We start from the raw sequence: 26,990 nt of genomic DNA, 5'->3' as shown, positions 1-26,990 counted from the left end.
TGGTCAATTCGATCGACGATCCCTATGCGTCGTTGTACGACCGCAAGGAGATCGGGGACTTCATGCGCAACACCATCGGAAATTCGTACGGTGGCCTCGGCATGGGGATCAATCAGGAAGATTCGACCGTCGTCGTCAGTGATGTCTTCCCGCAGTCACCGGCCGAACGCGGCGGTGTCGAGCGCGGCGACCTGATTCTCGCCATCGACAGCACTCGCGTCGTGGGGTGGAGCACCGACAAGGTGTCGCAGCACCTGACTGGCCCGGTCGGGACACCGGTCGTCGTCACCTTCCAGAAGGCCGGGGTGCCGGAGCCGGTGACCACGAAGTTCACCCGCGCGGCTGTTCACGCGGCGGCAGTGCCGTACACGTTGATGGTCGAGGACCATATCGGCTACATCCCGTTGCAGCGGTTCAACGCGACTGCCGGCGAGGAACTGGCGGACGCGGTGAAGTCCCTGCAGGCCCGGGGCGCGACGCGGTTTGTCGTTGACCTTCGCGGCAACGGCGGCGGCGATGTCGATCAGGCGGTCAAGGTCGCCAACGTCTTCCTTCCGCGGGGGAAGGAAGTTGCCACCCAGCGCGAGCGGAACGTACCACCCAAGGTCTACACTGCGGCGAGCGATCCGACCTCTGCGGTCCAGCCGGTTGCGGTCCTGGTCGACGGCGGCACGGCGTCGGCCTCGGAGATTGTCGCTGGCGCGCTGCAGGATCACGATCGCGCGCTGATCGTGGGGACGCGCACCTTCGGCAAGGGGCTGGTGCAGGCGGTCTACAATCTTGACGGCGGTTTCGCGCTCAAGATCACCACCGGGAAGTGGTACACGCCGAGCGGACGGTCGATACATCGTGACCGGAAGCTGGTTGACGGGCGCCTGGTTCTCGAAGACACCACCGGTGACACCACCGCGGTGCAGATCACCCACTCCGACGCCGGGCGGCGCCTCGTCGGTCGTGGCGGGATTTCGCCTGACGTGGCTGTGCAGCCCGACACGCTGACGACCCGCGAGCAGGCGCTGGTTCGCGTGGCGATCCCGCATGCCGGAGCGTTCCGGGCGGCGATTTTTGATGAGGCCCGCGATCAGCACGGCCGCGTGGCGTCGACCTTCCAGGTCACCCCCGCGTTGCGCGACGACCTCCGCCAGCGGCTGGCGAAGGGCGGAATCACCTTCTCCGACACGGTGTTCACTGGTGGTTCGTCATATCTCGACGAATTGCTGACGCAGCAGACGTTGGGATTGGCCCTCGGCGATTCCGCCGCGACGCGTCACCGGCTCACCGAAGATCCGCAGATGCGCCGTGCCGTCGACATGCTCCGCAAGGCGGCCACGCAGATCGACTTGATCAAGGAGCTCGGCGCCTAGCTCTCCCTCGCCGGTTCCTCGCAACGACCAGCCCGCGCGCCGGATCGATCGGCAGTCGGCTGGTCGTTGTCGTATATTCAGCCGCCCCACAACTCCAATGCGATGCTCCGTTTCCTCTTGTCACACCCAATGGAGGCAGGATGTCCCGTATGATCGGGTCGCTGCGTGCCGGCACCCTCGTGGTCATCGGTTGCGCACTGGTCCAGGCCACGCCGCTCGCCGCGCAGGGATCGGCGGCCCGCAAGGCGGTCGCCGCGCCGGCGCAGAAGGACGATGCCGAGTATACCGCACAGATCAGGAAGGACCTTTCCGATCCGCGGATCTCGACCGAACTCGTTGATCATCTTCCCGCTTCCGCCACGGTGCCGACGCCGCTCAAGGGGTTGGGGCATATCATCGGCGCACCGGGTGTCCTTGATCACAACGGGACGATCAACACCTACCTTCGCTCGATCGCCAAGGCGTCGCCCAGAGCGAAGATCTGGAGCATGGGGAAGACCGAGGGCGGCGGCGAGATGGTGGTGATGGCAGTTGCCGACGAGCAGACGATCGCGCAACTCGACAAGTACAAGGGGTACCTCCACGAACTGACCGACCCGCGCAAGACCAGCGAAGCGCGCGCACAGCAGCTGCTGCACACGGCGAAGCCGATCTACTGGATCACCAGCGGGATGCATTCGACCGAGACCGGCGGCCCTGAGATGCTGATGGAGCTTGCCTACCGTCTGGTCGTCGAGGATACGCCGCTGATCCGCAACATCCGAAACAATGTCATCGTCTTCATCACTCCGGTGGTGGAACCCGATGGTCGCGACCGGATCGTTGACGCATATGATTTCAACAAGAAGTATGGCGCCACGGTCGGCCGGATGAACACCCCGTACTGGGGGAACTATGTCGAGCACGACGACAATCGTGACGGCATGGGGCAGATGCTCGACCTGACCAAGTACATCACGAAGACCTTTCTCGAGTGGACACCGCAGGTGCTCCACGACCTGCACGAGTCGGTCACATATCTGTACGTCTCGACCGGCACCGGACCGTACAACGATGCCCTCGATCCGATCACCGTCGACGAATGGTGGTTGATGGCCGAGAACGACCTGATGGAGATGGCGAAGCGTGGCGTGCCCGGGGTCTGGACCTACAACTATTACGACGGCTGGGTCCCGAACTACATGTTCTTCATCGCGCACACGCACAATGCGACCGGGCGCTTCTACGAGGTGCAGAGCTACACCGACACCAACATGGTGACGCCGGGACCGACAACGAACAGTCGCGAGTGGTATCGCCCCAATCCGCCACTGCCGTCAATCAAATGGGGACCGCGCGCCAACACCAACATCCAGGAATCGGCGATCCTCTTGTCGCTCAACCGCTTCGCCAACGATCGGGTGACGTTCCTGGAGGATTACTGGATCAAGAACCGGAACGCGGTGAACAAGGGGCGAAACGGCCCGGTCTACGGGTGGGTGATTCCGGCCACACAGCATGCCAAGGCGAACGCGGCCGAAGCGGTGAACGACCTTCGCGCGCAGGGGCTCGAATTCCAGCGCGCGACCACGAGCTTCAAGGCCGGCGCCGTGACGGTAAACGCCGGCGACTACATCGTTCGCGGCGACCAGCCATACCGCACGCTCGCGCAGATGTACTTCTCGCTGCAGAACTTTCCGCCCGACAACCCGGCGCCGTACGATGACACCGGATGGACCTTTCCGTTGATGCGGAATCTCACCATCGACGAGATCACCGACGCGTCCCTGCTCAAGGAACCGATGACGCCGATCACCGCTGATGTCCGTGCCACCGGCGGCGTCACGGGTACCGGGCCCATCGTGGTGGTCGAGAACGACCAGGACAACAATCTCGTCACCTTCCGGTTCAAGGAACCGAATCTCTCGATCGCGGCGGCGGAAGAGCCGTTCGACGCCGCGGGCCATCACTTCGGTGCGGGTGCGTTCATCATCCGCGATGCCAGCGCGGCGGTACTCGAGCCGGTGCTGCGCGATCTTGGCCTCTCGGGGTATGCCATGTCGTCGGCGCCAGCGGTGAAGGCACACGACATCACGATTCCCCGGATCGGCTTCGTGCACAGCTGGACCAGCACGCAGGACGAAGGTTGGGTGCGCGGGGCGCTCGATCATTACGGCGTGCCGTTCACCTATTTCGGTGAGCCGAAGCTGAAGGACGGGAATCTCCGTGCGAAGTACGACGTCATCATCTATCCCACCGGTGGTACCGGCGCTGGAGGTGCCGGCGGTCGCGGCGGCGGCGGCGGGGGGGGCCGAGGCGGAGCGGGTGGCGGGAACAATCCGATTCCGTACAAGAAGACCGCCGAGTTTCCGTCGTTCGGCACGCCCGATTCGACCGACAACCTGCGGGAGACCGCGGGACCGGAAGCGATGAAGGCGCTCTACGAGTTCGTGCAGCAGGGCGGGACCCTCATCACGGAGGGCGGGACCGCGTCGATCTTCCCGAACCTGGCGCTCACTCCCGGCATTACCGTCGAGTCAACTGCGGGGACCGCACTCTTTGCGCACGGTACGATCCTGCGCGGGACGATTGCCGACCCGACGAGCCCGCTGGTCTACGGCTACCAGTACAACGAGGTGCCGGTCTATTTCAGCAATGGCCCGGTCCTCACCACCAATGCCGCTGCGCCGTCGAGCAGTACCGTTGCTGCGAGTGGACGTGGTGGGCGCGGTAGCAGTGAGAGTCAGAACACCACGCCGAACGCGACGCTGCTCAATCTGTCGCGCTGGGATCCAGCGCATTCGGGCATGCCATTCGACGAGACTCAGCTCAGGACTGACTCGCTCTTTGCGCAAAGCGGGCGCGGCGGGCGTGGTGGTTTTGGGGGCGGTGGGGGCGGCGGAGCAGCGGGTGGCCGCGGTGGCGCGGGTGCCGGAGGAGCCGCCGGCGGGCGTGGCGGAGCTGGTGGTCGCGGCGGTGCCGCAGCCGAAGGACTTCCGGGTGTCACCGCCGATCCCAACTCGCGCGCGCGCGTCGTGATGCGGTTTCCGGAGGATACGTCGGCGATGCTGCTGTCGGGGACGCTTGCCAACGCCGAGCCGCTGTCAGGACAGGCGCAGCTCGTCGACGAAACCGTGGGGAAGGGGCACATCGTGATGTTCGCCTTCCGGCCGTACTGGCGGTGGCAGACGCAGGGGACCTTCGCGATGGGATTCAATGCGATCGTGAACTGGAATCATCTCGACGCGGGGAAGTGACGCGAGCAGGCCCGCTGTTGCCACTGACGTCGTGTCGCTACTGAACAACGCGGGCCGCCGATGATGGCGGCCCGCGTTGCATTGACTCCGAGAGAATCTGCCGGGCGAATCAGCCGTGCGGGCGCGACGTCGTATCGGGAGGGGTCATGATCATCCAGACGCGGACCGGTTTCCCGGTCTCGCCCGGGGAGCGATCGTTGCACGTCCCTTCGAAGGTCTTGCCGTCACGACGGGTGAGGCGGCAGAAGAGAAACGAGTTGAGTCCCATTGCCCAGTCGAACGTCAGCACGTCGGCCTTGACCTTGGCGCCCGACATGTCATAGGAGATGCCGCTCCGGCCGCTCATCGTGATGAGGATGTGCTTGTCGACGTGCTGCACTGCGAACGACACGCGGATGCTGTCCTGGTCGGCTTCCTGGATCCACCCTTGCCATCGGCCGTTCATCATCTCCTGCTCGACTCCCTGCGCGCGCGCGACCGCGGGCAGCGCGACGATCGCGACAGCAGCGACGATTGACTGCAGCAGCAGGCGGCGCATCACTCCTCCTTGGGGCGCTGGCGCTCTCGCTTGAGTTCGCCACGCTTTCGCTTCGTATCGAGGCGCGCACGTTTCGATTGCGATGGGACGCGGGTCCGCTGGCGGGTCCGCGGAACGACGAGAGCCGCGGCGACGATCTCCCGGAACCGCTCGATCACCGCTTCACGATTGCGCAGTTGGCTTCGCTCGTCCTGGGCGACGAGGCGGAGACGAGCGTGCGAGTCGAGCCGTGACGCCAGTCTGGTGAGAAGCCGACGACGTTGCGTCTCATCGATCGACGGAGATCCCGCGACGTCCCAGACGAGTTCGATCCGACTGGACGAGGTGTTGACGTGCTGGCCACCGGGGCCGCCGCTGCGTGACGCGCGAAGCAGCAGTTCCTCGCGAGGGATCGTCACGGCAGCGTTGACCTCGATCGCGTCGTGCTCGGCCATGGGTGGAGGGTAACCTGCCGGTCGAGTGGAATGAAGCCAAGCGGCGTCCACCCCCGGTTACGTTTGAACCATGCGCTGCCTCGGCCGTCTTCTGGTGCTCGCCTTCATCGCCGTCGTGGCGCTGGCGGCGTGGCTGTTCCGGAACGACCTCCGCCGGGTGGTCAACGAGCGACTGCACCCGCGCAGTGCAGCGGTGGAGACCGGTCACCCCACCTCGGCGGCGCTCACGAACGCGACGACGAAGCTCCAGCGGATGGGGGCGGCGGAGCGCGATTCGACCACGCTGTCGGCGTCGGAACTCGCCTCACTCCTCGTTGACGGTGTCCACATTCTCCCGGGCCTATCGCGGGATTCGCTGACCGTGGAACTGGGCGATGGAGACGTGCGGGTGCGCACCGTGGTTGATACCGCGACGATCCCCGACCCGTGGCGCAAGCTCCTGACGCTGCGCGGCGGTCGCTACGCCAGTGTCGTCGTGCACGGGGCGATGACACCGGTGCGCGCCGGGCTCGGTGAGTTCACGGTCGATCGCCTGTCGGCGAATGGTGTCCCGGTGCCGGTCGATATGGCGGCCAGGGTCATTGCCGGCGTGACGGGTCGCGCGGGTGGGGAACGGATCGACATTCCGCTGCCGGCGTCAGTCGGAGGATTCCGGGTGCGGCACGATGGAGTCACCGTCTATCGGGCGGGAGGAAACCAGTGAAAGGGCGCATCCTCGTCGTCGACGACGAGCGGTCGATTCGCGATGTCCTGGCACAGGTGCTCGGATACGAGGGGTACGAGGTCATCACCGCAGGTTCCGGGGGCGAGGCGATCGCCGCGCACCGTGCTCAGCCATTCCATCTGATCATTCTCGACGTCAAGATGCAGGGGATCGACGGCATCGACACGCTCCAGCAACTTCGCGCCGAGGATCCCAACGTCCGCGTGGTGATGATCTCGGGACACGGGTCGATTTCCACCGCGGTCCAGGCCGTCAAGCAGGGCGCCTTCGACTTCCTCGAGAAGCCGCTCGATTCCGACCGGTTGCTCGTGACGGTACAGCACGCACTCGATCACCGGCGGCTGGTGGGAGAAAATGCGCGGCTCCGTGAGGGACTCCAGCGCGCCAACGAATCGCGCTACGCGATGGTCGGGAAGAGCAAGGCGCTCGAGGACATTCGCGAACTGGTGGCGCGGGTGGCACCGACCAATGCTCGCGTCCTGATCAGCGGAGAGAACGGCAGCGGCAAGGAACTCGTGGCGCGGGCGATTCATGACGGATCGGACCGGCGGCGCGACCCGTTCGTCGACGTGAATTGCGCCGCGATTCCCTCCGAACTGGTCGAAAGCGAACTCTTCGGGCACATGCGAGGATCGTTCACCGGTGCTGCCACTGATCAGGCAGGGAAGTTCGAAGTCGCCGACGGCGGGACGCTCTTTCTCGATGAAATCGGTGACCTGGCGCTCAACGCGCAGGCGAAGATCCTCCGGGTGCTTCAGGAGGGCGTGGTCGTTCGCGTCGGCGGCACCAAGCCGATCAACGTGGACGTTCGAGTGATCTCGGCGACCAATCGCGACCTCGCCCAGGAGATCGCGGAGGGGCGCTTTCGCGAGGATCTTTTCTTCCGCCTCAACGTGATGCCGATCCGCGTCCCGCCGCTGCGAGATCGGATCGACGACATTCCGGCGCTCGTGGCGCACTTTGTCAGTGCGCTCTCCCTGGGGCCCGGGATGGTGACGAAGCGTTTTTCGTCGGCGGCGATCCGCCGGCTGCAGCGACGGTCGTGGCCGGGGAATGTTCGCGAGTTGCGCAACGCGGTCGAGCGAATCCTGATCCTCAGCAGCAGCCCCGAGGTCACCGATGTCGACGTGGGCCACGCGCTGCCGCCGGAATCGGCGGCGATGGTCGAGGCAAAACAGGCCACGGCGAGCTCCGAGCGGACGCTGGATGATTTTCGTGGCGCCGGAGAACGGGCGTTCCTGATCGCGCGCCTCGTCGAACACCGCTGGAACATCACCGAAACCGCGAAAGCGCTCGGCGTCCCCCGATCGAATCTCTACGCCCTGCTCGAACGATACGAAATCGAGAGGGAGAACCCTGGATGACCGGGCCACGCGACTGGGACAAGGAGATGGCCGAAATCGATCGCCTGATGGCGGCCGACAAGCAGGCGGCGCCAGGTCCGGCGCCCGTGGTCCGGCGTGATGCACCCGGTCCGGCGGCTACGGCGGCGCTTCCGCCCGGAGCGCCGGTGGTCGTGACACGTCGCCGCCACACGGTCGGCGTCTGGCTTCGCGCACTCCTTGGTGTTGCCGGCGCAGTGGCGCTTCCATTCTGGCCGTATTCGCGGAGTTGCGGGCCGCTCCTCGGCCTCTATCTGCTTGGAGCCGGTGCCGTTGCCGCCGCCGGGATCTGGACGATGCGCGGCTCGTGGACGCACCGGCGCGGCGTTGCACATTCCGTCGGCGTGCTGATTTTCCTCGCCGGCCTCGGCCTCATGGCCTTGGAGATACTCGAGCGTTCCGGATTTGCAGCAGTGCACCGTACCTGGATCTGTCCCTGAACCTGGTTGACCGACATGGCGAAGACCTACAAGAATTTCATTGCGGGGCGGTGGGCCGCTCCCAGCACCGGCCGGTATTTCCACAATCGGAATCCCGCCAACACCGATGACCTGATCGGACGCTTTCCCGACTCCGGCGCCGTCGATGTCGCGGCGGCGGTGCGGTCGGCGCAGAGCGGATTCGAACGGTGGTCGCGAACGCCGGCGCCGCTCCGCGGCGACGTGCTGCGGCGCGTCGGCGACCTGATGGTTGCCCGCAAGGAAGAGATCGCCAACGCAATGACGCGCGAGATGGGGAAGGTCCTCGCCGAGACGCGTGGCGATGTGCAGGAGGGAATCGACACGGCGTACTACGCGGCCACGGAAGGGCGGCGGCTCTTTGGGCGGACGGTGCCATCCGAGCTGCGCCGGAAGTGGGCGATGACGGTCCGACGTCCGATCGGCGTCTGCGGCCTGATCACGCCGTTCAACTTTCCGATGGCGATCCCGACCTGGAAAGCGTTCCCCGCACTCCTCGCCGGCAACAGCGTGATTCTCAAGCCGTCGGAAGACGTTCCCCACACGGCGACGCTGCTCGTCGAGATTCTCCTCGAAGCGGGGATTCCCGAGCAGGTGATCCAGCTCGTCCACGGCGGCGAGGCGGCAGGGCGAGCGCTGGTCGAACATTCTGGCGTGCCGGTGATCTCCTTTACCGGATCGACCGCAACCGGCTCGGCGATCGGCGCCGTCTGCGGGCGGATGCACAAGCGGCTGTCGCTCGAAATGGGCGGCAAGAACGCGATGATCGTGATGGACGACGCCGATCTCGACCTGGCGCTCGATGGCGTCCTCTGGGGCGCATTCGGGACCACCGGCCAGCGGTGCACCGCGACATCGCGGCTGATCATTCACCGCAAGGTCCACGATCGATTCCTCGCCCGCCTTACCGACGCGGCGAACGATCTCGTCCTCGGCGACGGCCGCGAGAAGCGCACGCAGGTGGGACCATTGATCCACGCCGCGTCGCGCGACAAGGTGGAGAGCTACCTCGCACCGGAAGTGATCGGCGAGGCTGAGGTGGTGTGCGGCGGGGCGCGGCCGCGCGGGGCCAGGACGTCGAAGGGCTTCTTCTACCGGCCCACGGTCATCGCCGGAGTGAAGCCGGGAACGCGGCTCGCCACCGAAGAGATCTTCGGACCGGTGCTGAGCGTGATTCGCGTTGGCTCGTACGACCAGGCCGCCAAGGTGAACAACGAGGTGCGCTACGGCCTCTCGAGCTCGATCTATACCGCGAATGTCCATCTCGCCTTCCGCGCGATGGAAGATCTGGAGAACGGCATTACCTACGTCAACGCGCCGACGATCGGCGCAGAGGCTCATCTGCCGTTCGGTGGCGTGAAGCAGACCGGGAATGGTCACCGTGAAGGTGGCTGGGAAGTCTTCGATTTCTATTCCGAGACGAAGGTCTGCTATGTCGACTATTCCGGCTCGCTGCAGCGTGCGCAGATCGATACGTATGAGGTGTGAATTCGCGGGCTGCTCTTGCTGTTCGGTACGCGTCCGTCCAGCTTTCAGTCATGCAACCACTGCGCACTGGTGGCAGCAGACACACCGGCGGCCCTGACGAGGGTTCGCTCGACCTCTATCTCCACGACATCGCCCGCTATCCGTTGCTGACCCGCGCCGAAGAGCAGGAACTCGCGGCGCGGATTCGGCGTGGTGATGTTGAGGCGCTCGACGGACTGATTCGCGCCAATCTCCGCTTCGTCGTGTCGGTCGCCAAGCGCTACCAGAATCGCGGCGTCTCCCTCGCCGACCTGATCAACGAGGGAAATCTGGGGTTGCTCCGGGCCGCGCAACGTTTCGACGAAACGCGCGGCATCAAGTTCATCTCCTACGCCGTGTGGTGGATCCGCCAATCGATTCTGCAGGCACTTGCCGATCAGGGACGAATCATGCGCCTCCCGCTCAACCAGGCCGGAGCACTGCACCGCATCGGCCGCCACACGGCACAGCTGCAGCAGGAACTCGGCCGCGAGCCGACCGCCGACGAGATCGCCGCCGGGACCGGCCTCGAGGTGGGTGAGGTGGAGCGCGCCCTCGCGATGTCGCGCGAGCATCTCTCCCTCGACGCGCCGGCGGTTCCCGGCGACGAATCGCGACTCCTCGACTACCTCCCCGACGCCCAGGAACGCGGCGCCGATGCCGACGCGATGGAACACGCCCTCACCGAATGCCTCGACGAAGTGCTGGGGTCGCTGCGAGAGCGCGAGGCGCGGGTGGTGAGACTCTACTTCGGGCTCGACGCCGGCGAAGCGATGACCCTGGAGGAGATCGGTGTGATGATGGGAATCACCCGCGAACGGGTTCGCCAGATCAAGGACAAGGCGCTCCTCCGGCTCCGTCTCGCGAGCCAGGCGAGAGCACTCGACTCCTTCCTCGGATGACTCCGCATGGCTGCCAATCCCTCATTTGATATCTCGACCGGTGCCGACCTGCAGGAAGTCGACAACGCGGTGAACCAGGCGGTCAAGGAGATCGCCGGGCGCTACGATTTCAAGGGAACGCACTGCACCATCGAGTTCACGCGCGCCGATGCCACCATTGCGCTGCACGCCGATGACGAATTCCGGATGGATGCACTGCTCGACGTGGTGCAGGGCCGCCTGATCAAGCGTGGCGTTCCGGTCAAGAACCTCAAGGTCGGAGATCCGATTGTCGGCAGCGCTGGCTCGGTTCGCCGCACGCTCACGTTGACGCAGGGGATTCCCGCCGACGCCGCGAAGGCGATCCAGCGCGCCATCAAGGACGGTGGATTCAAGAAGGTGCAGGCGAGCATCCAGGGAGACGAGCTGCGGGTGACGTCGCCTTCCCGCGACGAACTGCAGGGCGTGATCGCCTTCCTCCGCGGCCAGGATTTCGAGGTCGAACTCAAGTTCGGCAACTATCGCGGGTGACCGGCGCCCCGCGGGCCTGGAGCGGTGTCGCGGCGATTCTGCTCTTCGCCGGCTCGTGTGCTCCCCCCGAACCCAATCCGACACCGGTCCCCGTCGCGGTGGCACCCGATCCGCAGGTCCGCATCGGCGTGATCCTCAACGCACGGCGCGTCACGATCGGCGGCGGCGGCGGGCTCCGGATCAGCGATCCGATGGAGGGCGAACTCCGCACCACCGCGGACGGCGCCAGCGCCGATGCGGTCGTGCGCGGTGCCGATGTGTCGCTCCTCGATACCCGCGGCCCGGTCACCCGGCAGATCCTCCTGATCGAGCCGGTCAACGTCGGCTCGACGCTGCGGCTCAACGGTCGGGAATACCGCGGTACCCTCGAGCTGCGCCGATCCGACAGCGGCGTGACGGTGATCAACACCGTCTCACTCGAGGCGTATCTCGGCGGCGTCGTTGCCGCGGAGCTTGGCACGCGATCCAACACCGACTTCGAGGCACTCAAGGCGCAGGCGGTGGTCTCGCGCACGTATGCGATCCGCAACCAGACTCGTTGGCGTGATCGCGGGTATGACCTCAACGCCGATGCCAGCGATCAGGTCTACGCCGGCGCATCGGCGGAGGATTCGCTGGCGAGCGCCGCGGTGGTCGCCACACGCGGACAGATCATCACCTTCAATCACGAACCGATCGACGCCTTCTTCTCGTCGACCTGCGGCGGCCGCACCGAGGACGGCTCGGCAGCGTTCGCCGGCGCGCGGCATCCCTATCTTCGCGCGGTCGACGACGTCGATCCGAACGGCACACCATGGTGTGCGATCTCGCCGCGATTCCAGTGGACCGCGGGATGGAGCGCCAGCCAGCTCGCGACCATCCTGCGGCGCACTCTCACCGCCGAAGGACTCCCCGGGGGGCGCGCCGGCGAGATCACCGACGTCCGGGTTGCGGCGCACACCGCCAGCGGACGCGTGGCGACCGTCGAATTCGTCGGTCGCAACGGCGCCACGCCGGTGAGCGGGCAGGCGATCCGGCGGGTCCTTTCGCCGCCCGAGGGCGGCATCCTTCGCAGCACATCATTCACCATCCGGATCAGCCGCACCGGCGGGCGGATCGAGCGCGTCGACATCGACGGGCAGGGGAATGGGCACGGCGTCGGAATGTGCCAGTGGGGCGCGATCGGGCGTTCGCGCGCGGGGGAAGACTACCAAACCATCCTGGCGAGCTACTTTCCGGGCACGGAAATCGAACCAGCCTACTAGGCAGAGAGATCGTCATGGCGGAGCGGTTGCGGCTCGGTATCGTCGGCGCAGGTGCGGTGACCCAGGTGGGGCATCTCCCGGCCCTCAAGCGCATCAAGGAGATCGAGGTCGTGGGGATTTGCGATACCGACCTCGCCAAGGCGCGCGCGCTGGCCGATCGCTTCGGCGTGCAGGATGCCTTCACCGACATCGAGGAACTCGTCGAGTTCGAGGAAGGACTCGATGCCCTGCTGATCTGCACGCCGAGTCATCTGCATGAATCACACATCCAGGCGGCACTTGCGTCGAAGCTTCACGTCTTCGTCGAGCGGCCGCTCGCGCTGACCCACGCCGGCGTCCAGAAGACGGTGAAGGCGGCGCAGCGGCATGGCCGCGTCCTCATGGTCGGTGCGAACCATCGCTATCGCCCCGATGTGCAGCAGATCCGCTCCTTCGTGCAGAGCGGGGAGCTTGGCGACCTCGAATCGATTCGCGCCTGGTGGTTCATGGCGCGCGCCGGACGGGACGGCCTCGGGTGGCGCCAGCGCAAGGAGCTCGCCGGCGGCGGCGCGATGCTCGACTTGGGCCTTGGGACGCTTGACCTGGCGCTCTGGATGGCAGGGTTTGCCGAGGCGGAGCGGGTGATGGCGGTCTTCCCCGATCGCGGCCGCGAGAAGGGGGTCGAACCGTCGGGGACCGCGATGATCGCGCTGGCGGGTGGCGCCTCGGTCCACATCGATGTGTCGTGGCGCTTCGTCGGACCGGGTGAGCGCTTCGGGCTCGCGGTGAGGGCGGCCCGCGGATCGGCTCGCATCAATCCGCTGGCGATCTGGAAGGATTTCCACGGCATGGCCCGGGACGTTGTCTCGTCGGGGGCGCACTCGCGCGAAACGCCGTTCGCCCTCGGCCTGCGCGCCCAGTGGGCGCACTTCGTTGCAGCGGTTCGCGGCGACTCGACAGCGCCATCGCTGCAGGAACAGGTCACACTGGTCAAGGTGATGGAGGCGATCTACCAGGCGGCGGAGGAGCAGCGAGCCGTGACGCTGTGAAGCTTGCAGGATGGCTTGCCGCGCTGGCGGCGTTCGTCATTCCCGGAACGTCGGTCTCGGCGCAGGCACAGGGATCGAACGGCGAGAACCTCCAGGTCTACCTGATGACGATGGGGCCGGGCGCCGAGATCTACGAACGGTTCGATCACAACGCGATCTGGATTCGCGACACCGCGGCCCACACCGACCTGATCTACAATTTCGGTACCTTCGAGTTTCCGCACACGGTGGCGGGGATGCTCGGCTTTGTCGCCGACTTCGCGAGCGGGAAACCGCGCTACTGGCTCGGCGTCGACAGCTCGCTGACCAACGTGCTGGAGGAATACGCCTTCTTTCGCCGGGACGTCACCGTCCAGCTGCTGAATCTCTCGTATGCCCAGCGTGAGGACATCGCCGCCCGTCTCGCCCGCAACGCGCTCCCCGAGAATCGCACCTATATCTACGATTACTATAGAGACAATTGCTCGACGCGGGTGCGGGATCTGCTCGATGCGGTGCTCGGCGGCTCGCTCCGGGAGGTGACGGTTGGGAAGCCCGCAGAGGGAACCCTCAGATTTCATACCTTGCGCTCGATCACCAACGACAAGCTGTTGTTCGTCGGGATCGATGCCGCGCTCGGGCCGCAGGTCGACAAACCGCTCGATCAATGGGACGAAATGTTCCTGCCGATCAAGGTGCAGCAGCATATCCGCACGCTGCGTGTCCCTGGCCCCAACGGGTCGGAATCGCCACTGGTGATTCGCGAGCAGGGGTTGCTCACCATCGGCACCTTCCACGTCGACCCGGCGCCCCCGCACTGGACGTTCGACTTCCTGCTGATCGGTATCGCGCTGGCACTCGTCATCGGTTTCGCCACGATCGCCGGGCCACCGGGCGTCATCGGACGGCTGGTGGGGAGTCTCTGGTTGCTGCTGATGGGAGTGGGGGGGCTGCTGCTGGTCTTTTTCTGGACGGTGAGCGCGAACGTCGCGACTCACGCCAATCACAATCTTCTGGTGATTTCACCACTGGCGCTCCTGCTGATCGTCCCGTGCTGGCGGGTGGGCCGCGTCGCGCCGTCCTCATGGGTGCGGCGGGTGTCGCAGGTCGTCCTGGCCACGACCGGTGTCGCGGTCGTCCTGGCGCTCCTCCCGGCGGCAGCCGGACAGGAAACCCTGCCGATCGTCCTGCTGACCGCGCCCCCGACGCTGGCGGCAGCGGCGCTGGTGGGGTGGCGGAGAATGGCTCCAGGCCGGTTCCGACCAGTGGAATCCGGACCCCTCCCCGTTTAGGTTGGATGGCTATCATGGCCTGCGTCCAGCGGCCATGGCTCAACAAACTGTGAGGAATCCAGTGAAGCCGAATCTGCACCCCGTCTATCAGACGATCACCGCGCACTGTCAGTGCGGCAATTCGTTCGAAACCCGCAGCACCGCCAAGTCGATCAACGTCGAAGTGTGTGCGCAGTGCCACCCGTATTTCACCGGCAAGCAGCGCCTGGTCGATACCGCGGGCCGGGTTGATCGCTTCCGGCGCAAGTATTCCGGCGCCGCCGCGGCGGAACCCGCCAAGTCCTGAGCATGGACCTCCGACTCCGCCAGGCGCTCGCGCGGGCGGAGGAGGTCGCGCGGGAGATGTCCGAGCCCGCGACTGCAGCAGACCCCGCCAGATTGCGATCCCTCGGCCGCGAGCATTCACGGCTGGTACCGCTTGTGCGCGCGGCCGAGTCGCTCCAGCGCCTCGATCGTGAGATTGCCGGCGCGCAGGAGATGACCTCGTCCGGTGACCCCGAGATTGCCGCGATGGCACTCGAGGAGCTCCACCGGCTCGAGGTCGAGGTCGAGCCGGTGCGATCGCTGGTGCAGGAACTCCTCGTGCCGCCCGATCCCCACGACGACCGCGACGTCATCCTGGAGATTCGCGCCGGAACCGGTGGCGACGAGGCCGGGCTCTTCGCCGGCGACCTGCTCCGGATGTACACGCGTTTCGCCGAGCGGCGTGGGCTGCGCGTCGAACCGATCGAGGTCCACTCCGGGACGATGGGCGGAATCCGTGAAGCGGTCGTCGCGATTCGAGGCGCCGGCGCGTACGGGCTTCTCCGCCGTGAATCGGGAGTCCATCGCGTGCAGCGCGTTCCGGCCACCGAAACGCAGGGACGGATTCACACCTCGGCGGCGACTGTTGCGGCCCTCCCCGAGGCGGAAGAGATCGACGTCCGGATCGATCAGAACGACCTCAAGATCGACGTCTTCCGCTCATCAGGGCCCGGCGGTCAGAGCGTCAATACCACCGATTCGGCGGTGCGCATCACGCACCTGCCGAGCGGGATCGTGGTGCAGCAACAGGACCAGAAATCGCAGTTGCAGAACAAGCTCAAGGCGATGGAAGTGCTGCGCGCCCGCCTGCTCGACCGGATGATCGCGGAGCACGAAGCGGCGCGCTCTGCGGAGCGGCGATCGATGGTCGGCAGCGGCGATCGATCGGCCAAGATCCGGACCTACAACTTCCCGCAGAGCCGGGTCACCGATCACAGGATCAACGTATCGGTGCACAATCTTGCCGACGTCGTGGACGGAAAGCTCGACGAACTGGTCGATGCGCTTCGCCTCGCCGCGCGCAACGAAGATGCCGATGGTTGAGGCGCCGGCAACGATCGCGACGCTGATCGCGCAGGGGACCGCCGCGTTCCGCGCGTCCGGGATCGACGAGCCTCGCCGCGACGCGCTCCGCCTCTGGTCTGATCTGGCACTTCCGACGGCCCATCTGCTCCGCACCGACGCATCGGTTGCCGCGGCCGACGCCGACCGCTATCTCGCTGCGGTAGCCGCACGCGCCGCCGGCGCGCCGCTCGCCTACGTCACCGGGTGGACCGGTTTCCGCCACCTGACGATTCGCTGTGACCGGCGCGCCCTGATTCCCCGGCCCGAAACCGAGGGGCTGGTCGAACGGGCGCTTTCCCGCGTCTCGACCGGCATCGCCGTCGACGTCGGGACCGGCACCGGAGCGATCGCACTTTCGCTGGCAATGGAGGGGCGATTCGATGAGGTCTGGGGAATCGATCTGTCGGGCGACGCCTTGTCGCTGGCTGCGGAGAACGGGACGTCGACGGGGATCTCCGTGCGCTGGGTGCATGGAGATCTCCTGGACCCGATCGCGAGGGGACGCGTCGACTTGATCGTGTCGAATCCGCCCTATCTTACGGCGAATGAGTATGACACCTTGCCATCATCGGTCCGCGATTACGAACCGGAACTCGCGCTCCGGAGCGGCACGGATGGGCTCGACGCGACGCGCCGACTCCTGCAGCGGGCCCAGGAGGCCCTGAAGCCGGGGGGGTGGATCGCGATGGAGGTCGATTGCCGCCGGGCTGATGCCGCGGCCGCCAGTGCGAGTGACGGTGGCTGGCGCGATATCGTCATCGAGGATGACCTTTTTGGTCGTGCGCGCTATCTGCTCGCGCGACGGGGGACGGAGTGATGATCGAGGACAAGGCGCAGGAGCTTGGTCGGCTGATCGGTCAGGCGCCGGAGTATCAGGCGCTGCGGCGCGCCGAACAGGCGCTGCGAGATGACTCCGAAGCGCAGAAGCGGCTGGAGACGATTTCCCGACTGACGCGGGAGTTCGACCAGGCGATGGCGCAGGGGCAGCCGCCCGATGAAGCGAAGGCCACCGAGTACGAGACGACGCTGCGCGAATTCGAGCTGTCACCGATCGGACAGAACTACCTCGTGGCCCGCGCCAACGTCGACAAGTTGATGAGCCGCGTCAATCAGATGATCGCCGAAGGGATGGAACGCGGCGCGACCAGCGGGATCATCACCCTCTGATGGCACCCGGGCTCTTTGTCGTTCTCGAAGGGCCCGAGGCGGTGGGAAAGACCACCCTTGCCGCGAGCCTGGCCGAGCGGATGCGCGGCGTCGGCATCGATCCGGTGCTGGTTCGGGAACCCGGCGGAACGGTGGTCGCGGAGGCGCTTCGGCACGAACTCCTGAACGCAACCGGCACCCTGTCGGCTGGCGTGGAACTCCTCTACATGGTCACGGCGCGCGCCGATCTCGTGGCGCGGGTGATCCGGCCCGCGCTCGACGCAGGTCGCGTGGTGCTCTCCGATCGATACGATCTCTCGACGATCGCCTATCAGGGCGCCGGCCGCGAACTTCCGCTCGACCACGTGCGCTGGGTCAATCAGGCGGCGACCGGTGGTCTGGTCCCCGATCTCACCCTGGTGCTCGATGTGGATCCCGCGATCGCCCTGGAGCGACAGCAGCGGGCGGGGAAGGGACTCGATCGTGTGGAGCGCGAGTCTGCCGAATTTCACCGTCGTGTCGCCGGTGCGTATCGTGCTGCGGCCGGCCCCGGGGTTCGTCATATTCAGGCGGATGGCAGTGCGGAGAGTGTCCTCGAAGCGTCGTGGCGCGCGCTGATACAGAGCGACGTCGCCCGATTCCAATCGCGGCCGTCGTGACGCGCCGAAGGGATCGGAACGAATGGTGAAGCAGCGCTGGGGTCTGATCGTACTGGTGGCCATCGTCTCCTTCCTGAGCGGCGGCTGGCTCCTGCGCGGCGCGCGCAATCGGACCGATGTCAGTGGCCCCGAACTGTTGCAGACCGTCATGCAGTACATCGACCGGTTCTACGTCGATTCCGTCGGCCCCGATTCGCTCTACGACATGGCTGCCGCAGGCGCCGTCAAGGAGCTGAACGATCCGTACTCCGTCCTCGAGGATCAGGAAGACTACAAGGCGCTGAGCGAAGTCACGACCGGGAATTACGGCGGACTCGGCATGCAGATTGACGTGCGCAACGGCGTCATCACCATCGTCGCGCCGCTGCCGGGCACGCCGGCGGAACGCGCCGGCATCCAGGCCGGCGACCAGATCGAGCAAGTCGACGGCCACCCGACCGACAACATCACGCAGGACAAGGCGATCAAGCTGCTGCGGGGCGCGCCCGGCACGCGGGTCGATGTCAGGATCCGCCGACCGGGAACGACGGAGCTTCTGCCGTTCTCGCTGGTGCGCGAAGTGATTCACAACCGGTCGGTCCAACCGGGGACCATGCTCGACGGCACCATCGGATACGTCGCGCTGAGCACGGTGAGCGACAGCTCTGCCAGCGAGTTGCGCAGCGAGATCAGCGGGCTCCTCAAGCAGGGAATGAAGGGGCTGATCCTCGACCTCCGGGAGAATCCCGGCGGACTGCTCACCCAGGGCGCTTCGGTCTCCGATCTCTTCCTCGATCCAGGGCGGAAGATCGTCGAAACCCGCGGTCGCATGCCGGACATGAATCACCGGTTTGTCGACCAGATGCCGCAACCGTGGCCAGCACTTCCGATCGTCGTCCTGGTCAATGAATACACCGCCAGCGCGGCTGAGATCATCGCCGGCGCGCTGCAGGACAACGACCGCGCGGTGATCGTCGGCAACGCGACGTTCGGGAAGGGATTGGTGCAGACCCTCTGGCCGTTCGGCAACGGGCGCGGCCTCAAGCTCACCACCGGTCGGTGGTACACGCCGAGCGGCCGCACCATTCAGCGCACCGCATCGAGCCAGGCCGATCAGGTGAAACTGGCCAACGACGAAGCGACGCGGGCGGGTTCGCGGTGGCTCGATTCGCTTCCCTCGTTCAAGACGGTGAGCGGCAGGATCGTAAAGGGTGGCGGCGGGATCGTCCCCGATCGCCTGGTGCGGACCGACACATTGACCGATGGTGAAAAGGACTTCGCCAAGGGGATCGGGTCGAACGTCGCGGCATTCCGGGACGCACTCGTGGCCGTTGCGCTCGACGTCAAGGCGAAGCACTCGGTGAGTTCGCCCGACTTCCAGGTCACCGATCCGATGCGTCAGGCAGTGCTCGACCGCCTTCGCGCGAAGAAGGTGACGTTGACGCCGCAACAGGTCGCCGCGGGGACCAAGCTTGTTGATCAACAGCTCGCCTACGAAGTCGATGCCTACGTCTTCGGCCGAGCGGCTCAGCTGCGGCGTCGCACCGAAGACGATCCGCAGGTGCGCGCCGCGTTGCGATTATTCCAGAACGGCGCGACGCAGGCCGCGCTGCTGTCGCAAGTTTCCGGCGGTCCGTCGATCCAGTGACATTCGATCACATCGCGGTCATCGGGCCGGGCCGTGTCGGTCTCTCCTTCGCCCGCGCGCTCTTTCGTGCCGGAGAGTCGATTGCCGTTCTCGGCCGCGAAGCGCAGGCAATACCTGAACCGCTCGAGCCGGCGTCGCCGGTCTGGGATGCCGCGCTCGCTGCCTGCGATCTGGTGATCGTTGCGGTGCCTGACGATGCCATCGGTGCAGTGGCGCTCGAGCTGGCCCGCTCCCGGTTGATCACCGCCGATCACGCCGTCCTCCACACCTCCGGGCTCTGCGATCGTTCGTCGCTGGCCGCCCTCAACAGTTCGGGGGCGGCGCTCGGTTCGATCCATCCATTGCAGACCTTCGCCGATCCCGACGGCGATCCCGATGCACTCGCCGGCGCGCCGGCGGTGATCGAAGGCGACCCGCGTGCCCTCGCCGTCGCTCGACGTGTCGCCTCGATGCTTCGCCTCACACCGGTGGTGGAAATCGAGGCGGACAAGAAGCCGCTCTACCACGCCGCTGCGGTGTTTGCCTCCAATTACCCGGTGGTCCTCGCCGCCATTGCCGGGCGCCTCGGGCGCGACGCCGGTCTCGGCGACGTCGCCGAGACGCTCTTCCTGCCATTGATGCGCAGGACGATCAGCAATCTCGAGGGCGGCAGGCTCGCGGCGCTGACTGGACCGATCCGTCGCGGCGATGGGGGAACGGTCTCACGTCATCTGGAGGTGCTGGCGGGCGAAGATCGTGCGCTCTACCTGGCACTGGGTCGGGAGGCGCTGGCGATTGCCATGCGTGCCGGTCTCGATCGGTCGAGCGCAGACGCGTTGCGTCGTGCGTTAGTTGACGATCCTGGTACCGAGCGGGGTCTTGCAGCGAAAGAGTGAGGGGTCGATCGACCGGTTGAGCTGCAACTGCGACAGCTGGAGGATTCGCCGACGGTCGTGCATTTCCTCGATGTCGAGCTTTCGCGGCATGTGATTGTCGCGGTCGAACCAGATCGTGGCGCGGCGGAACGGTAGATCGCTTTCGAGTGGTTCCATCAGCACGACGTCGGTCATGTGGCCGTCGATCGGCTCGGAGCGGAGGTAGGTGATGCGATACCGGTCGGTGGCATTGTCGAGAAACATCGCCAGCAGGTTGCTGCCATACGTTGGATGGTTCTGTAGCGGGTACTGGAGCACCTGGCCCGGCGTTTCGCTCGGCGTGTAGACCCAGAGCTTGCTGCCGTCGGAAACGATGGCGTCCTTGGGCGGATCGGTGAAGCGCATCGCGAAGAGGTTGGTCCCCTGCTGGTAGAGCACGCCCTTCTGGTCCGGCTGATCGACGGCCTTGTCTTCGAAATGCTGATGGAAATTCGCCTGGAAGCTCGACAGCGACTGGTATGCCTGAGACGCACGGCGGACCACCGGAACCCCGGCGTCTCCGCCCGACTGCGCCAGCGCAGCCACCGGGAGTCCCGTCACGAGCGCCACACCGATCCACGAGGCGAGGCGCCGCATCATCAAACCGCGCTTCCCACGGTGGCGAGCGAGCGACCGATCACCTCGGCGATGGCACCGACCTCGCGCATCATCCGTTCGAATTGTTCCGGGTAGAGGCTCTGCGCGCCGTCCGACATCGCGCGCTCCGGGTTGGGGTGTACCTCGACGATCAATCCGTCGGCGCCGCCTGCGATCGCGGCACGGGCCATCGGAATGACCATGTCGCGATGACCCGTTCCGTGGCTCGGGTCGGCGATGATCGGCAGGTGCGACAGGCCGTGGACGACGGCGATCGCGGCGATGTCGAAGAGGTTGCGTGTCGTGGTGTCGAATGAACGGATCCCGCGCTCGCAGAGAATCACGTTGGGATTCCCTTCGGAGAGGATGTATTCTGCCGAGAGCAGGAGTTCGGTGATCGTCGCAGCGAGGCCGCGCTTGAGGAGGATCGGCTTGCGCAGGCGGCCGCACTCCTTGAGCAGCGGATAGTTCTGCATGCTGCGCGCGCCGATCTGGATGATGTCGGCGGTCCGTGCCACGAGTTCAAGGCCGTCGACGTCCATCGCCTCGGTGACGATCAGCAGCCCGGTCTCCTCGCGGGCGCGCTCGAGCAGGTCGAGCCCGCGGGCGCCGAGACCCTGGAACGAATACGGCGACGACCGCGGCTTGAACGCTCCAGCGCGTAGCACCGTCGCACCGGCGGCCTTCACCAGTCGGGCCGACGCAATGATCTGCTCCTCGTTCTCGACCGAGCATGGCCCTGCCATCACCACGACTTCGCGATCACCGATCGTGGTGCCGTCGCCCAGCGCGATTCGCGTCGGCTCGGGCTTCCACTCGCGCGACACCTGCTTGTACGGTTTCGAGACGTGGATGATCTCGGCCACCCCCGGCAACCCGCCGATGGTGGACGAATCGACCCGGCCGTCATTTCCGACCAGTCCGACGGTGGTGCGCTGCCGCCCGGGCATCGGGCGCGCCTCGTACCCCATGGAGACGATGAGTGATACCACGCCGGATATCTCATCGGGCGTGGCGTCCGGCTTCATGACAATCAGCATGATCGAAGAATACCGCGGGACGGCGGGAGAAGAAAGCGCGGCGGCGGCGTGTTACACCGCGGCGGTATGGTCCGCGATCCGTACTCCCACGATGGTCGAAACGCCCGGCTCCTGCATGGTGACGCCATACACGCTGTCAGCGGCCTGCATCGTCCGCGGATTGTGTGTAATGACCAGGAACTGGGTCTGGGCCTTGAATTCGTCTAGGAGCCGCAGGAAGCGGCCGACGTTGGCGTCGTCGAGCGGCGCGTCGACTTCGTCCATCAGGCAGAACGGACTCGGCTTGGTCAGATAGATCGAGAAGAGCAGCGACACGGCGACCAGGGTCCGCTCGCCCGATGACAGAAGATGAATCCGCTGGGTGCGCTTGCCGCGCGGCGCGGCGTGAATCTCGATCTCCGCCTCAAGCGGATCATTGGGGTCGCTGAGTCGCAGTTCGCATTCGCCGCCGCCGAACAGCGTCTGGAACACGTGGACGAAGTTGGTGCTCACGGCGGCGAATGTCTCGACGAACAGAGCTCGCGCGGTACCATCGATTTCCTTGATCGCCTGCAGCAGCGATTGCCGCGCCGCGACCAGATCGTCGCGCTGCGCCTGCAGGAAGGCGAGACGCTTGCTCTCCTCCGCGTGCTCTTCGAGGGCAAGGGCGTTGACCGGACCGATCGCCTCCAGCGCGTTGACGATCCGTTCCGCCTCGAGCTCCAGGGAGTCGAGGTCGAGATCAAGGATCGGTGCAGCCTCGACCAGCGCGTCGAACGAGCGCTTCCATTCGGCCTCGACACGCTCGACGATTCGGCCGCGTTGCGCGGTGGTTTCCGCAACGTCGAGTTGCAGCCGGTGATGCTCCTCGCTCATCGCTTCGGTGGTCGCGCGCGCCTCGTGCAGCACCATTTCCGCCTCGGTGAGGTCGGCATCCGCGCCGGCGAGTGCTTCTTCTGCCTCGGCCACGGCGGTCTCCAGCGCAGCTGCCCGCTCACGAGCTGCTTCGCTCTCGGCGACCCATCGCGCTCGTTCGCTCTCGAGGCGGGTACGATCGAGGTCGAGTGCGGCGATTTCCTCGGCGCGCGCGCGACCACTTTCTTCGGCACTGGCGATGATCTGCCGCGCGCGCGCGATCGCGTCGTGGGCCGACCGCAGTCGCGCACCAAGATGCGCTTCCTGGACCTGCCACGCGGAGCGATCGTCCCGTGCCTGTTCCTGCTCGGCCTCGAGCACCGCGAGGCCGCTGCGCGCGGTGCGGAGCGATTCGTCGAGCGCTTCACGCCGGGCTCCGTCGGCGAGGATCGCCGCTTCGACTTCGGCGCGTCGCGCTTCGGCGCGGCGGAGGCGATCATTGAGGCGCTCGAGCTGTGTTGTTGCCTCGGCGAGTTCCCGGTCGACATTCGCGACGCGGCGCGCGGCATCTTCACGCGCGGCGACGGCGTTGCGCTCGGCTTCGCGAACCTTGTCCGCGGATTCCTCGGCGGTGGCGAACGACGCATCAAGCGTCGCGAGTTCGGCGGCGGTGCTGGTGGCGCGCGCTCCCACGGCGGCGAGCGCGGCGGTCGCCTTGTCGATCTGCTCACCGAGCCCCTTGAGCTCGGCGCGGCGCCGGATCGGTCCGGTCGCGGCCGACGGGCCGGTGAGATAGATCGCGCCATTGGCGCGACGCAGCGCGTGGCCGCTCTGCTCAATGACTTCGGACCCGCCCACCAGCGCGGCAATCCAGTCGGCGGCGACGGGGTCGACGCGAAGCCGGGGATCGATCTGGCCGCCGGTCGCAGCGGGACCGGGTGACACCGGCAGCAACACCAGCGCACCGGGATGCTCCGACGCGTGCCAGCGACGGATCTCCTCGACCGTCTCTGCATCACGGACCAGCACGGCGTGGGCGAAATCGCCGAGAAGCTGCTCGGCGACTTCAGCCGCTTCGCCGCTGGTGGTGATGTAATCGGCGAGAGGGCCGATGACGCGGCCGCCAAAGCGGTCGCGAACCGCCAGGAGCGCGGCGGCGGCGGGGGCAAGTCCCACGCGGTCGCGTTCCAGCGCTTCGATGGCAGCCCGGCGGGCGGAGAGGACTGCAACTTCTTCCTCAAGCGCGCGCCGCTCGGCGACTTCGCGCGCTTCGCGGTCGCGGGTTTCGCGAAGGCGAAGTCGAGCCTGTTCTGCCTCGGCGACGCGGTGCCGTGCATCTTCTCCCTGCCGCTCGGCAATCGCCGACGTGTCGGTCAGTCGGTCGCCGGCGCTCTGCCGCTCCTGGGCGAGATGACCTCGATGCGCCTCTTCCTCGCCGATCCGTTCGCGCATCGACGCCATTTCGCCGTCGAGCGCCGTCCGTTCGCCTTCGAGCGAGCGAAGGCGTTCCGCCGCGGTCTGGAGTTCGTGTTCGATCCGGCGGACGTCGTCGCGCTGAGCGCCGAGGCGGGTACGCACCCCTTCTTCGACCGCGGCACGACCAGCGAGCTCTTCCTGGACTCTGGCATGCTCGACCTGCGCCGATGCCTGCTCTCCCTCGGCGCTCTGCAGCTCACGAGACGCCTGCTGGATCCGTACTTCGGCGTCGCCTCGTTCGTCGGCGGCACGGCGCCGGCGTTCCGCCGCATTGCCGAGCCGTTCGGCTGCAACCGCCAGATCGCCGTCAAGCTTTCCCAGCGCGACCCGCACCTGGCCAAGTTCGTCGGCGACTGCAGTCCGGTGGCGTTCGGCGGCGTTGCGCCGGACGACCGATTCCTCGCGGGTACTGGTATGGGCTGCGAGCGCTTCGCGCTGTGTCGGCAGCGCCGCCGTCAGTTCGCCGTGCCGCCGCTCGAAGGCGCTGGCATCTTCGGCGAGCTGCTCCAGCCGCTTGCGCGCCAGCGTCACGGTGACGGCGAACTTCTCCTCGGTGAGCGAGGTGTGCCGCTCCGTCTTCCCCTTCTGTCGTGCCAGCGAGCGAAGCTGCGATTGCACCTCGGCGATCAGGTCTTCAAGGCGCTGCAGATCGCCGGCGGTCTCTTCCAGGCGTCGGGACGTCGTGTGCCGGCGATCCCGGTAGAGTCCGACGCCGGCCGCCTCTTCGAACAGCGACCGACGTTCGTCGGCTCGATCCGAGAGAAGGAGGTCGATCATCTTCGCTTCGATCACGACCCCGGCATCGCCGCCGAGCCCGGTGCCGCGAAGGAGATCCTGGATGTCGCGAAGGCGCGCGGGAGCGTTGTTGAGCAGGTAGTCGCTCTGTCCCGAGCGCGAGAGGCGTCGCGTGACGACGACTTCGGTATATGGCGTCGGCAGCTGGCCGTCGCTGTTATCAAGGTAGAGCGACACTTCCGTGACGTTGACCGGCCTGCGAGTCGCCGCGCCCTGGAAGATGACGTCCTCCATCTTCCCGCCGCGAAGCAGTCGCGCGGATTGCTCGCCCAGGACCCAGCGCACCGCGTCCGACACGTTCGACTTGCCGCATCCGTTGGGGCCGACAATCGCGGTGACGCCGTCCTCGAAGGAGAGCGTGACCGTATCTGCAAAGGACTTGAACCCCGAGAGTTCCAGCCTGGTAAGCTTCATCGCCTGCGTGGTATTGAGTGGTGGAGCGAGTCAGCCGGAGGGTGTCCCGGCCGTTGCAAGGCGCAAAGATAGCAGGGCCGGTCAGCCGTCGCCGGACCCCGGCGTGAGGATGAAATACGACCGGCCGAGGCGCTTCCCGACCGAGTCAGCCGACTCCCGCGACGTGTACGGTCCGACCACGACGCGATACCCCTCATCGGCGCTTTGCGGCTCGAGGACCTTGGCCGGGAATCCGGCGTCCTTGAGCTGTTTGGCAAACGCGTCGGCCCAGTCCTTGTTCTGCGAGGACGACACCTGGAGATAGACATTGGCCGCAGTTGCCGGCTTCGCGCCGGCGGCGGCTGGGTGGGCCGCCGGTGTCACCGTTGTCGTCGTCGGCGGCGGCGGCGGGGGTGAGGACGCCGAATCGGACGGCGGCGGTGGCGGCGGTGCCGAAGCCACGGCGACCGGCGTCGTCTTCGGCACCCACGGCAACATCAGGTAGAGCTCCGGGGCGCCGCCCACCAGGACGGCGCGCTGGCCCTGCGGGGTCCCGAGGAGGTCAATCGCGACGAGGTCGGCCTTGTCGCGGAACAACAGTGTGCGCCCGTCGACGACCTGCGGGAGATCATCCGCCCACGGCGCGTCGATCGTCGTGGCGACCTTCCAGGTGCCAAGGTCGACGACCCAGATCTTGTTGCCGCCAACCGCGTCGGCGATCAGCCAGCGCCCGCTGCGATCGACCCGGAGCGCCCTGATCATCCCCGGCTCGGCAAGTTCGCCGATCTGGACGTGGCTGAAGCGGTCGAACATCACCAGCCCGCCCTTCTTGCGGGCCACGTACAGCCGGTGTCCGGAGGGGGAATAGGTCGCCGCGATCGCCCCGCCGCGGACGCGCAGGAATCGCACCGCCTGCTTCCCCGACGGATCGGCGACGGCGACTCCCGAATCGGTGGCAATGGCGACCAGGTCACCGAGCCAGGTCGTGGTCACGCGACCGTCGGGAACCGCGATGTGACGGACCTCGCCCTTCGTGTCGAACACGGACAGCGTGCCGCCGCCGATCGCCAGCACCTCATCGCCGGGGCCTCGCGCAATCACGGCGCCGCGAGGGACGGCGCCGCGATCGACCGTCATCGTCCGCGCGGAAAAGCGGATCGGGTGCTGTGCCGAATCCAGACCGACGATCGTTCCGTCCGGCGCCCCGACGAATCCGCGCGCCGCCGTGGGGACGACGCGCCACCTCCGCGCCAGCAGATCGATGGCGACGAGCTTGCCGCTGTTGTCCGTGGCATAGACGATGTGGTCTTCAATGCTGGTCGCCACCAGGTGCGCGATCGACGGCAACCCGCTTTCGATGATCCATTCGCGCGGGACCAGCGTCTTCGCCTGCACCAGCTGGGCGGTCCCGCCGGTGCGGGAAACGCGCAGCAGCGCCGCGTCGTTGGGCGGTGCCGCGACCGAGGCGGGGAGATGATGTGACGCGGGCGGAACAGAGTGGCCGCCGCACCCAGCGAGCGCGGCGGCCAATCCGACGATCGGGACCGTGAGACGTAACGCCATCA

24 protein-coding genes are annotated in these 26,990 nt (G+C 66.6%); 18 read left to right on the top strand and 6 right to left on the bottom strand.

The genetic code is table 11. The annotated features are described in order from the left end of the window. A partial coding sequence (locus tag VGM20_14300) for a S41 family peptidase (protein HEY4102038.1) occupies nt 1–1,364 on the top strand: 1,364 nt, incomplete at its 5' end. Nucleotides 1,365–1,504: 140 nt separating this feature from the next. Beyond that, nucleotides 1,505–4,600 (top strand): M14 family zinc carboxypeptidase, encoded by a 3,096-nt coding sequence (locus VGM20_14295; protein ID HEY4102037.1) that lies wholly within the window; start codon nt 1,505–1,507, stop codon nt 4,598–4,600. A gap of 109 nt (nt 4,601–4,709) precedes the next feature. Here the strand turns inward: VGM20_14295 and VGM20_14290 are convergent, their stop codons facing one another. Then, the gene (locus VGM20_14290) at nt 4,710–5,138 is read right to left on the bottom strand and encodes a hypothetical protein (GenBank protein ID HEY4102036.1); all 429 of its coding nucleotides are present in this window, start codon (nt 5,136–5,138) and stop codon (nt 4,710–4,712) included. Next, the gene (gene arfB / locus VGM20_14285) at nt 5,138–5,572 is read right to left on the bottom strand and encodes an alternative ribosome rescue aminoacyl-tRNA hydrolase ArfB (protein ID HEY4102035.1); all 435 of its coding nucleotides are present in this window, start codon (nt 5,570–5,572) and stop codon (nt 5,138–5,140) included. The genes VGM20_14290 and arfB overlap by 1 nt, the downstream gene beginning before the upstream one ends. A 70-nt stretch (nt 5,573–5,642) precedes the next feature. On the opposite strand from arfB, the gene VGM20_14280 reads away from it, so the two are divergent. The 16 genes from VGM20_14280 (at nt 5,643) to VGM20_14205 (ending at nt 20,272) form a co-directional block, all read left to right on the top strand. Continuing rightward, entirely contained in the window at nt 5,643–6,275 is a 633-nt protein-coding gene (locus tag VGM20_14280; GenBank protein HEY4102034.1) for a hypothetical protein, read from the top strand. After that, nucleotides 6,272–7,660, top strand: coding sequence for a sigma-54 dependent transcriptional regulator (locus VGM20_14275; GenBank protein ID HEY4102033.1), 1,389 nt, complete (start codon nt 6,272–6,274; stop codon nt 7,658–7,660). The genes VGM20_14280 and VGM20_14275 overlap by 4 nt, the downstream gene beginning before the upstream one ends. After that, complete coding sequence (locus VGM20_14270) at nt 7,657–8,118, top strand: hypothetical protein (protein ID HEY4102032.1); 462 nt, start codon at nt 7,657–7,659, stop codon at nt 8,116–8,118. Before VGM20_14275 ends, VGM20_14270 begins: the two co-directional genes overlap by 4 nt. 15 nt (nt 8,119–8,133) lie before the next feature. Continuing rightward, entirely contained in the window at nt 8,134–9,624 is a 1,491-nt protein-coding gene (locus VGM20_14265) for an aldehyde dehydrogenase family protein (GenBank protein ID HEY4102031.1), read from the top strand. 50 nt (nt 9,625–9,674) lie between these two features. Next, nucleotides 9,675–10,544, top strand: a complete 870-nt coding sequence (locus VGM20_14260; GenBank protein ID HEY4102030.1) for an RNA polymerase sigma factor RpoD/SigA — start codon at nt 9,675–9,677, stop codon at nt 10,542–10,544. A 6-nt stretch (nt 10,545–10,550) separates the two neighbouring features. Then, a complete protein-coding gene (locus VGM20_14255) occupies nt 10,551–11,054 on the top strand; it encodes a YajQ family cyclic di-GMP-binding protein (protein HEY4102029.1) in 504 nt (167 codons plus the stop codon). After that, entirely contained in the window at nt 11,051–12,298 is a 1,248-nt protein-coding gene (locus VGM20_14250) for a SpoIID/LytB domain-containing protein (GenBank protein HEY4102028.1), read from the top strand. Before VGM20_14255 ends, VGM20_14250 begins: the two co-directional genes overlap by 4 nt. 14 nt (nt 12,299–12,312) lie before the next feature. Further along, complete coding sequence (locus VGM20_14245; GenBank protein ID HEY4102027.1) at nt 12,313–13,326, top strand: Gfo/Idh/MocA family oxidoreductase; 1,014 nt, start codon at nt 12,313–12,315, stop codon at nt 13,324–13,326. Next, nucleotides 13,323–14,597 carry a DUF4105 domain-containing protein gene (locus VGM20_14240; protein HEY4102026.1) on the top strand — a complete coding sequence of 425 codons (1,275 nt, stop codon included), beginning with the start codon at nt 13,323–13,325 and terminating at the stop codon, nt 14,595–14,597. Before VGM20_14245 ends, VGM20_14240 begins: the two co-directional genes overlap by 4 nt. A 61-nt stretch (nt 14,598–14,658) precedes the next feature. Next, on the top strand, nt 14,659–14,883 hold the full coding sequence (rpmE, locus tag VGM20_14235; protein HEY4102025.1) for a 50S ribosomal protein L31: 225 nt from the start codon (nt 14,659–14,661) through the stop codon (nt 14,881–14,883). A 2-nt stretch (nt 14,884–14,885) separates the two neighbouring features. After that, nucleotides 14,886–15,944 (top strand): peptide chain release factor 1, encoded by a 1,059-nt coding sequence (prfA, locus tag VGM20_14230; GenBank protein HEY4102024.1) that lies wholly within the window; start codon nt 14,886–14,888, stop codon nt 15,942–15,944. Beyond that, entirely contained in the window at nt 15,937–16,782 is an 846-nt protein-coding gene (prmC, locus tag VGM20_14225; GenBank protein ID HEY4102023.1) for a peptide chain release factor N(5)-glutamine methyltransferase, read from the top strand. Before prfA ends, prmC begins: the two co-directional genes overlap by 8 nt. Next, nucleotides 16,782–17,132 (top strand): YlbF family regulator, encoded by a 351-nt coding sequence (locus VGM20_14220; protein HEY4102022.1) that lies wholly within the window; start codon nt 16,782–16,784, stop codon nt 17,130–17,132. Before prmC ends, VGM20_14220 begins: the two co-directional genes overlap by 1 nt. Then, on the top strand, nt 17,132–17,770 hold the full coding sequence (tmk, locus tag VGM20_14215; GenBank protein HEY4102021.1) for a dTMP kinase: 639 nt from the start codon (nt 17,132–17,134) through the stop codon (nt 17,768–17,770). Before VGM20_14220 ends, tmk begins: the two co-directional genes overlap by 1 nt. Nucleotides 17,771–17,795: 25 nt before the next feature. Further along, on the top strand, nt 17,796–19,397 hold the full coding sequence (locus tag VGM20_14210; GenBank protein ID HEY4102020.1) for a S41 family peptidase: 1,602 nt from the start codon (nt 17,796–17,798) through the stop codon (nt 19,395–19,397). Continuing rightward, entirely contained in the window at nt 19,394–20,272 is an 879-nt protein-coding gene (locus VGM20_14205) for a DUF2520 domain-containing protein (GenBank protein HEY4102019.1), read from the top strand. Before VGM20_14210 ends, VGM20_14205 begins: the two co-directional genes overlap by 4 nt. On the opposite strand, the gene VGM20_14200 is transcribed toward VGM20_14205, so the two are convergent. From VGM20_14200 to VGM20_14185, 4 genes are all read right to left on the bottom strand, one after another. After that, nucleotides 20,225–20,890, bottom strand: a complete 666-nt coding sequence (locus VGM20_14200) for an outer membrane lipoprotein carrier protein LolA (GenBank protein HEY4102018.1) — start codon at nt 20,888–20,890, stop codon at nt 20,225–20,227. The genes VGM20_14205 and VGM20_14200 overlap by 48 nt on opposite strands. Continuing rightward, nucleotides 20,890–21,927 carry a 3-deoxy-7-phosphoheptulonate synthase gene (gene aroF, locus VGM20_14195; GenBank protein HEY4102017.1) on the bottom strand — a complete coding sequence of 346 codons (1,038 nt, stop codon included), beginning with the start codon at nt 21,925–21,927 and terminating at the stop codon, nt 20,890–20,892. The genes VGM20_14200 and aroF overlap by 1 nt, the downstream gene beginning before the upstream one ends. Before the next feature lie 51 nt (nt 21,928–21,978). Next, nucleotides 21,979–25,446, bottom strand: coding sequence for a chromosome segregation protein SMC (gene smc, locus VGM20_14190; GenBank protein HEY4102016.1), 3,468 nt, complete (start codon nt 25,444–25,446; stop codon nt 21,979–21,981). An 81-nt stretch (nt 25,447–25,527) separates the two neighbouring features. Then, a complete protein-coding gene (locus VGM20_14185) occupies nt 25,528–26,988 on the bottom strand; it encodes an SPOR domain-containing protein (protein ID HEY4102015.1) in 1,461 nt (486 codons plus the stop codon). Nucleotides 26,989–26,990: the final 2 nt, after the last annotated feature.

It is taken from the genome of Gemmatimonadales bacterium (assembly GCA_036500345.1).
In the GTDB taxonomy this organism is placed as follows: Bacteria; Gemmatimonadota; Gemmatimonadetes; order Gemmatimonadales; family GWC2-71-9; genus Palsa-1233.
The sequence above is the reverse complement of the archived record's forward strand: the minus strand, read 5'-3'. Positions and strand labels throughout refer to the sequence as shown.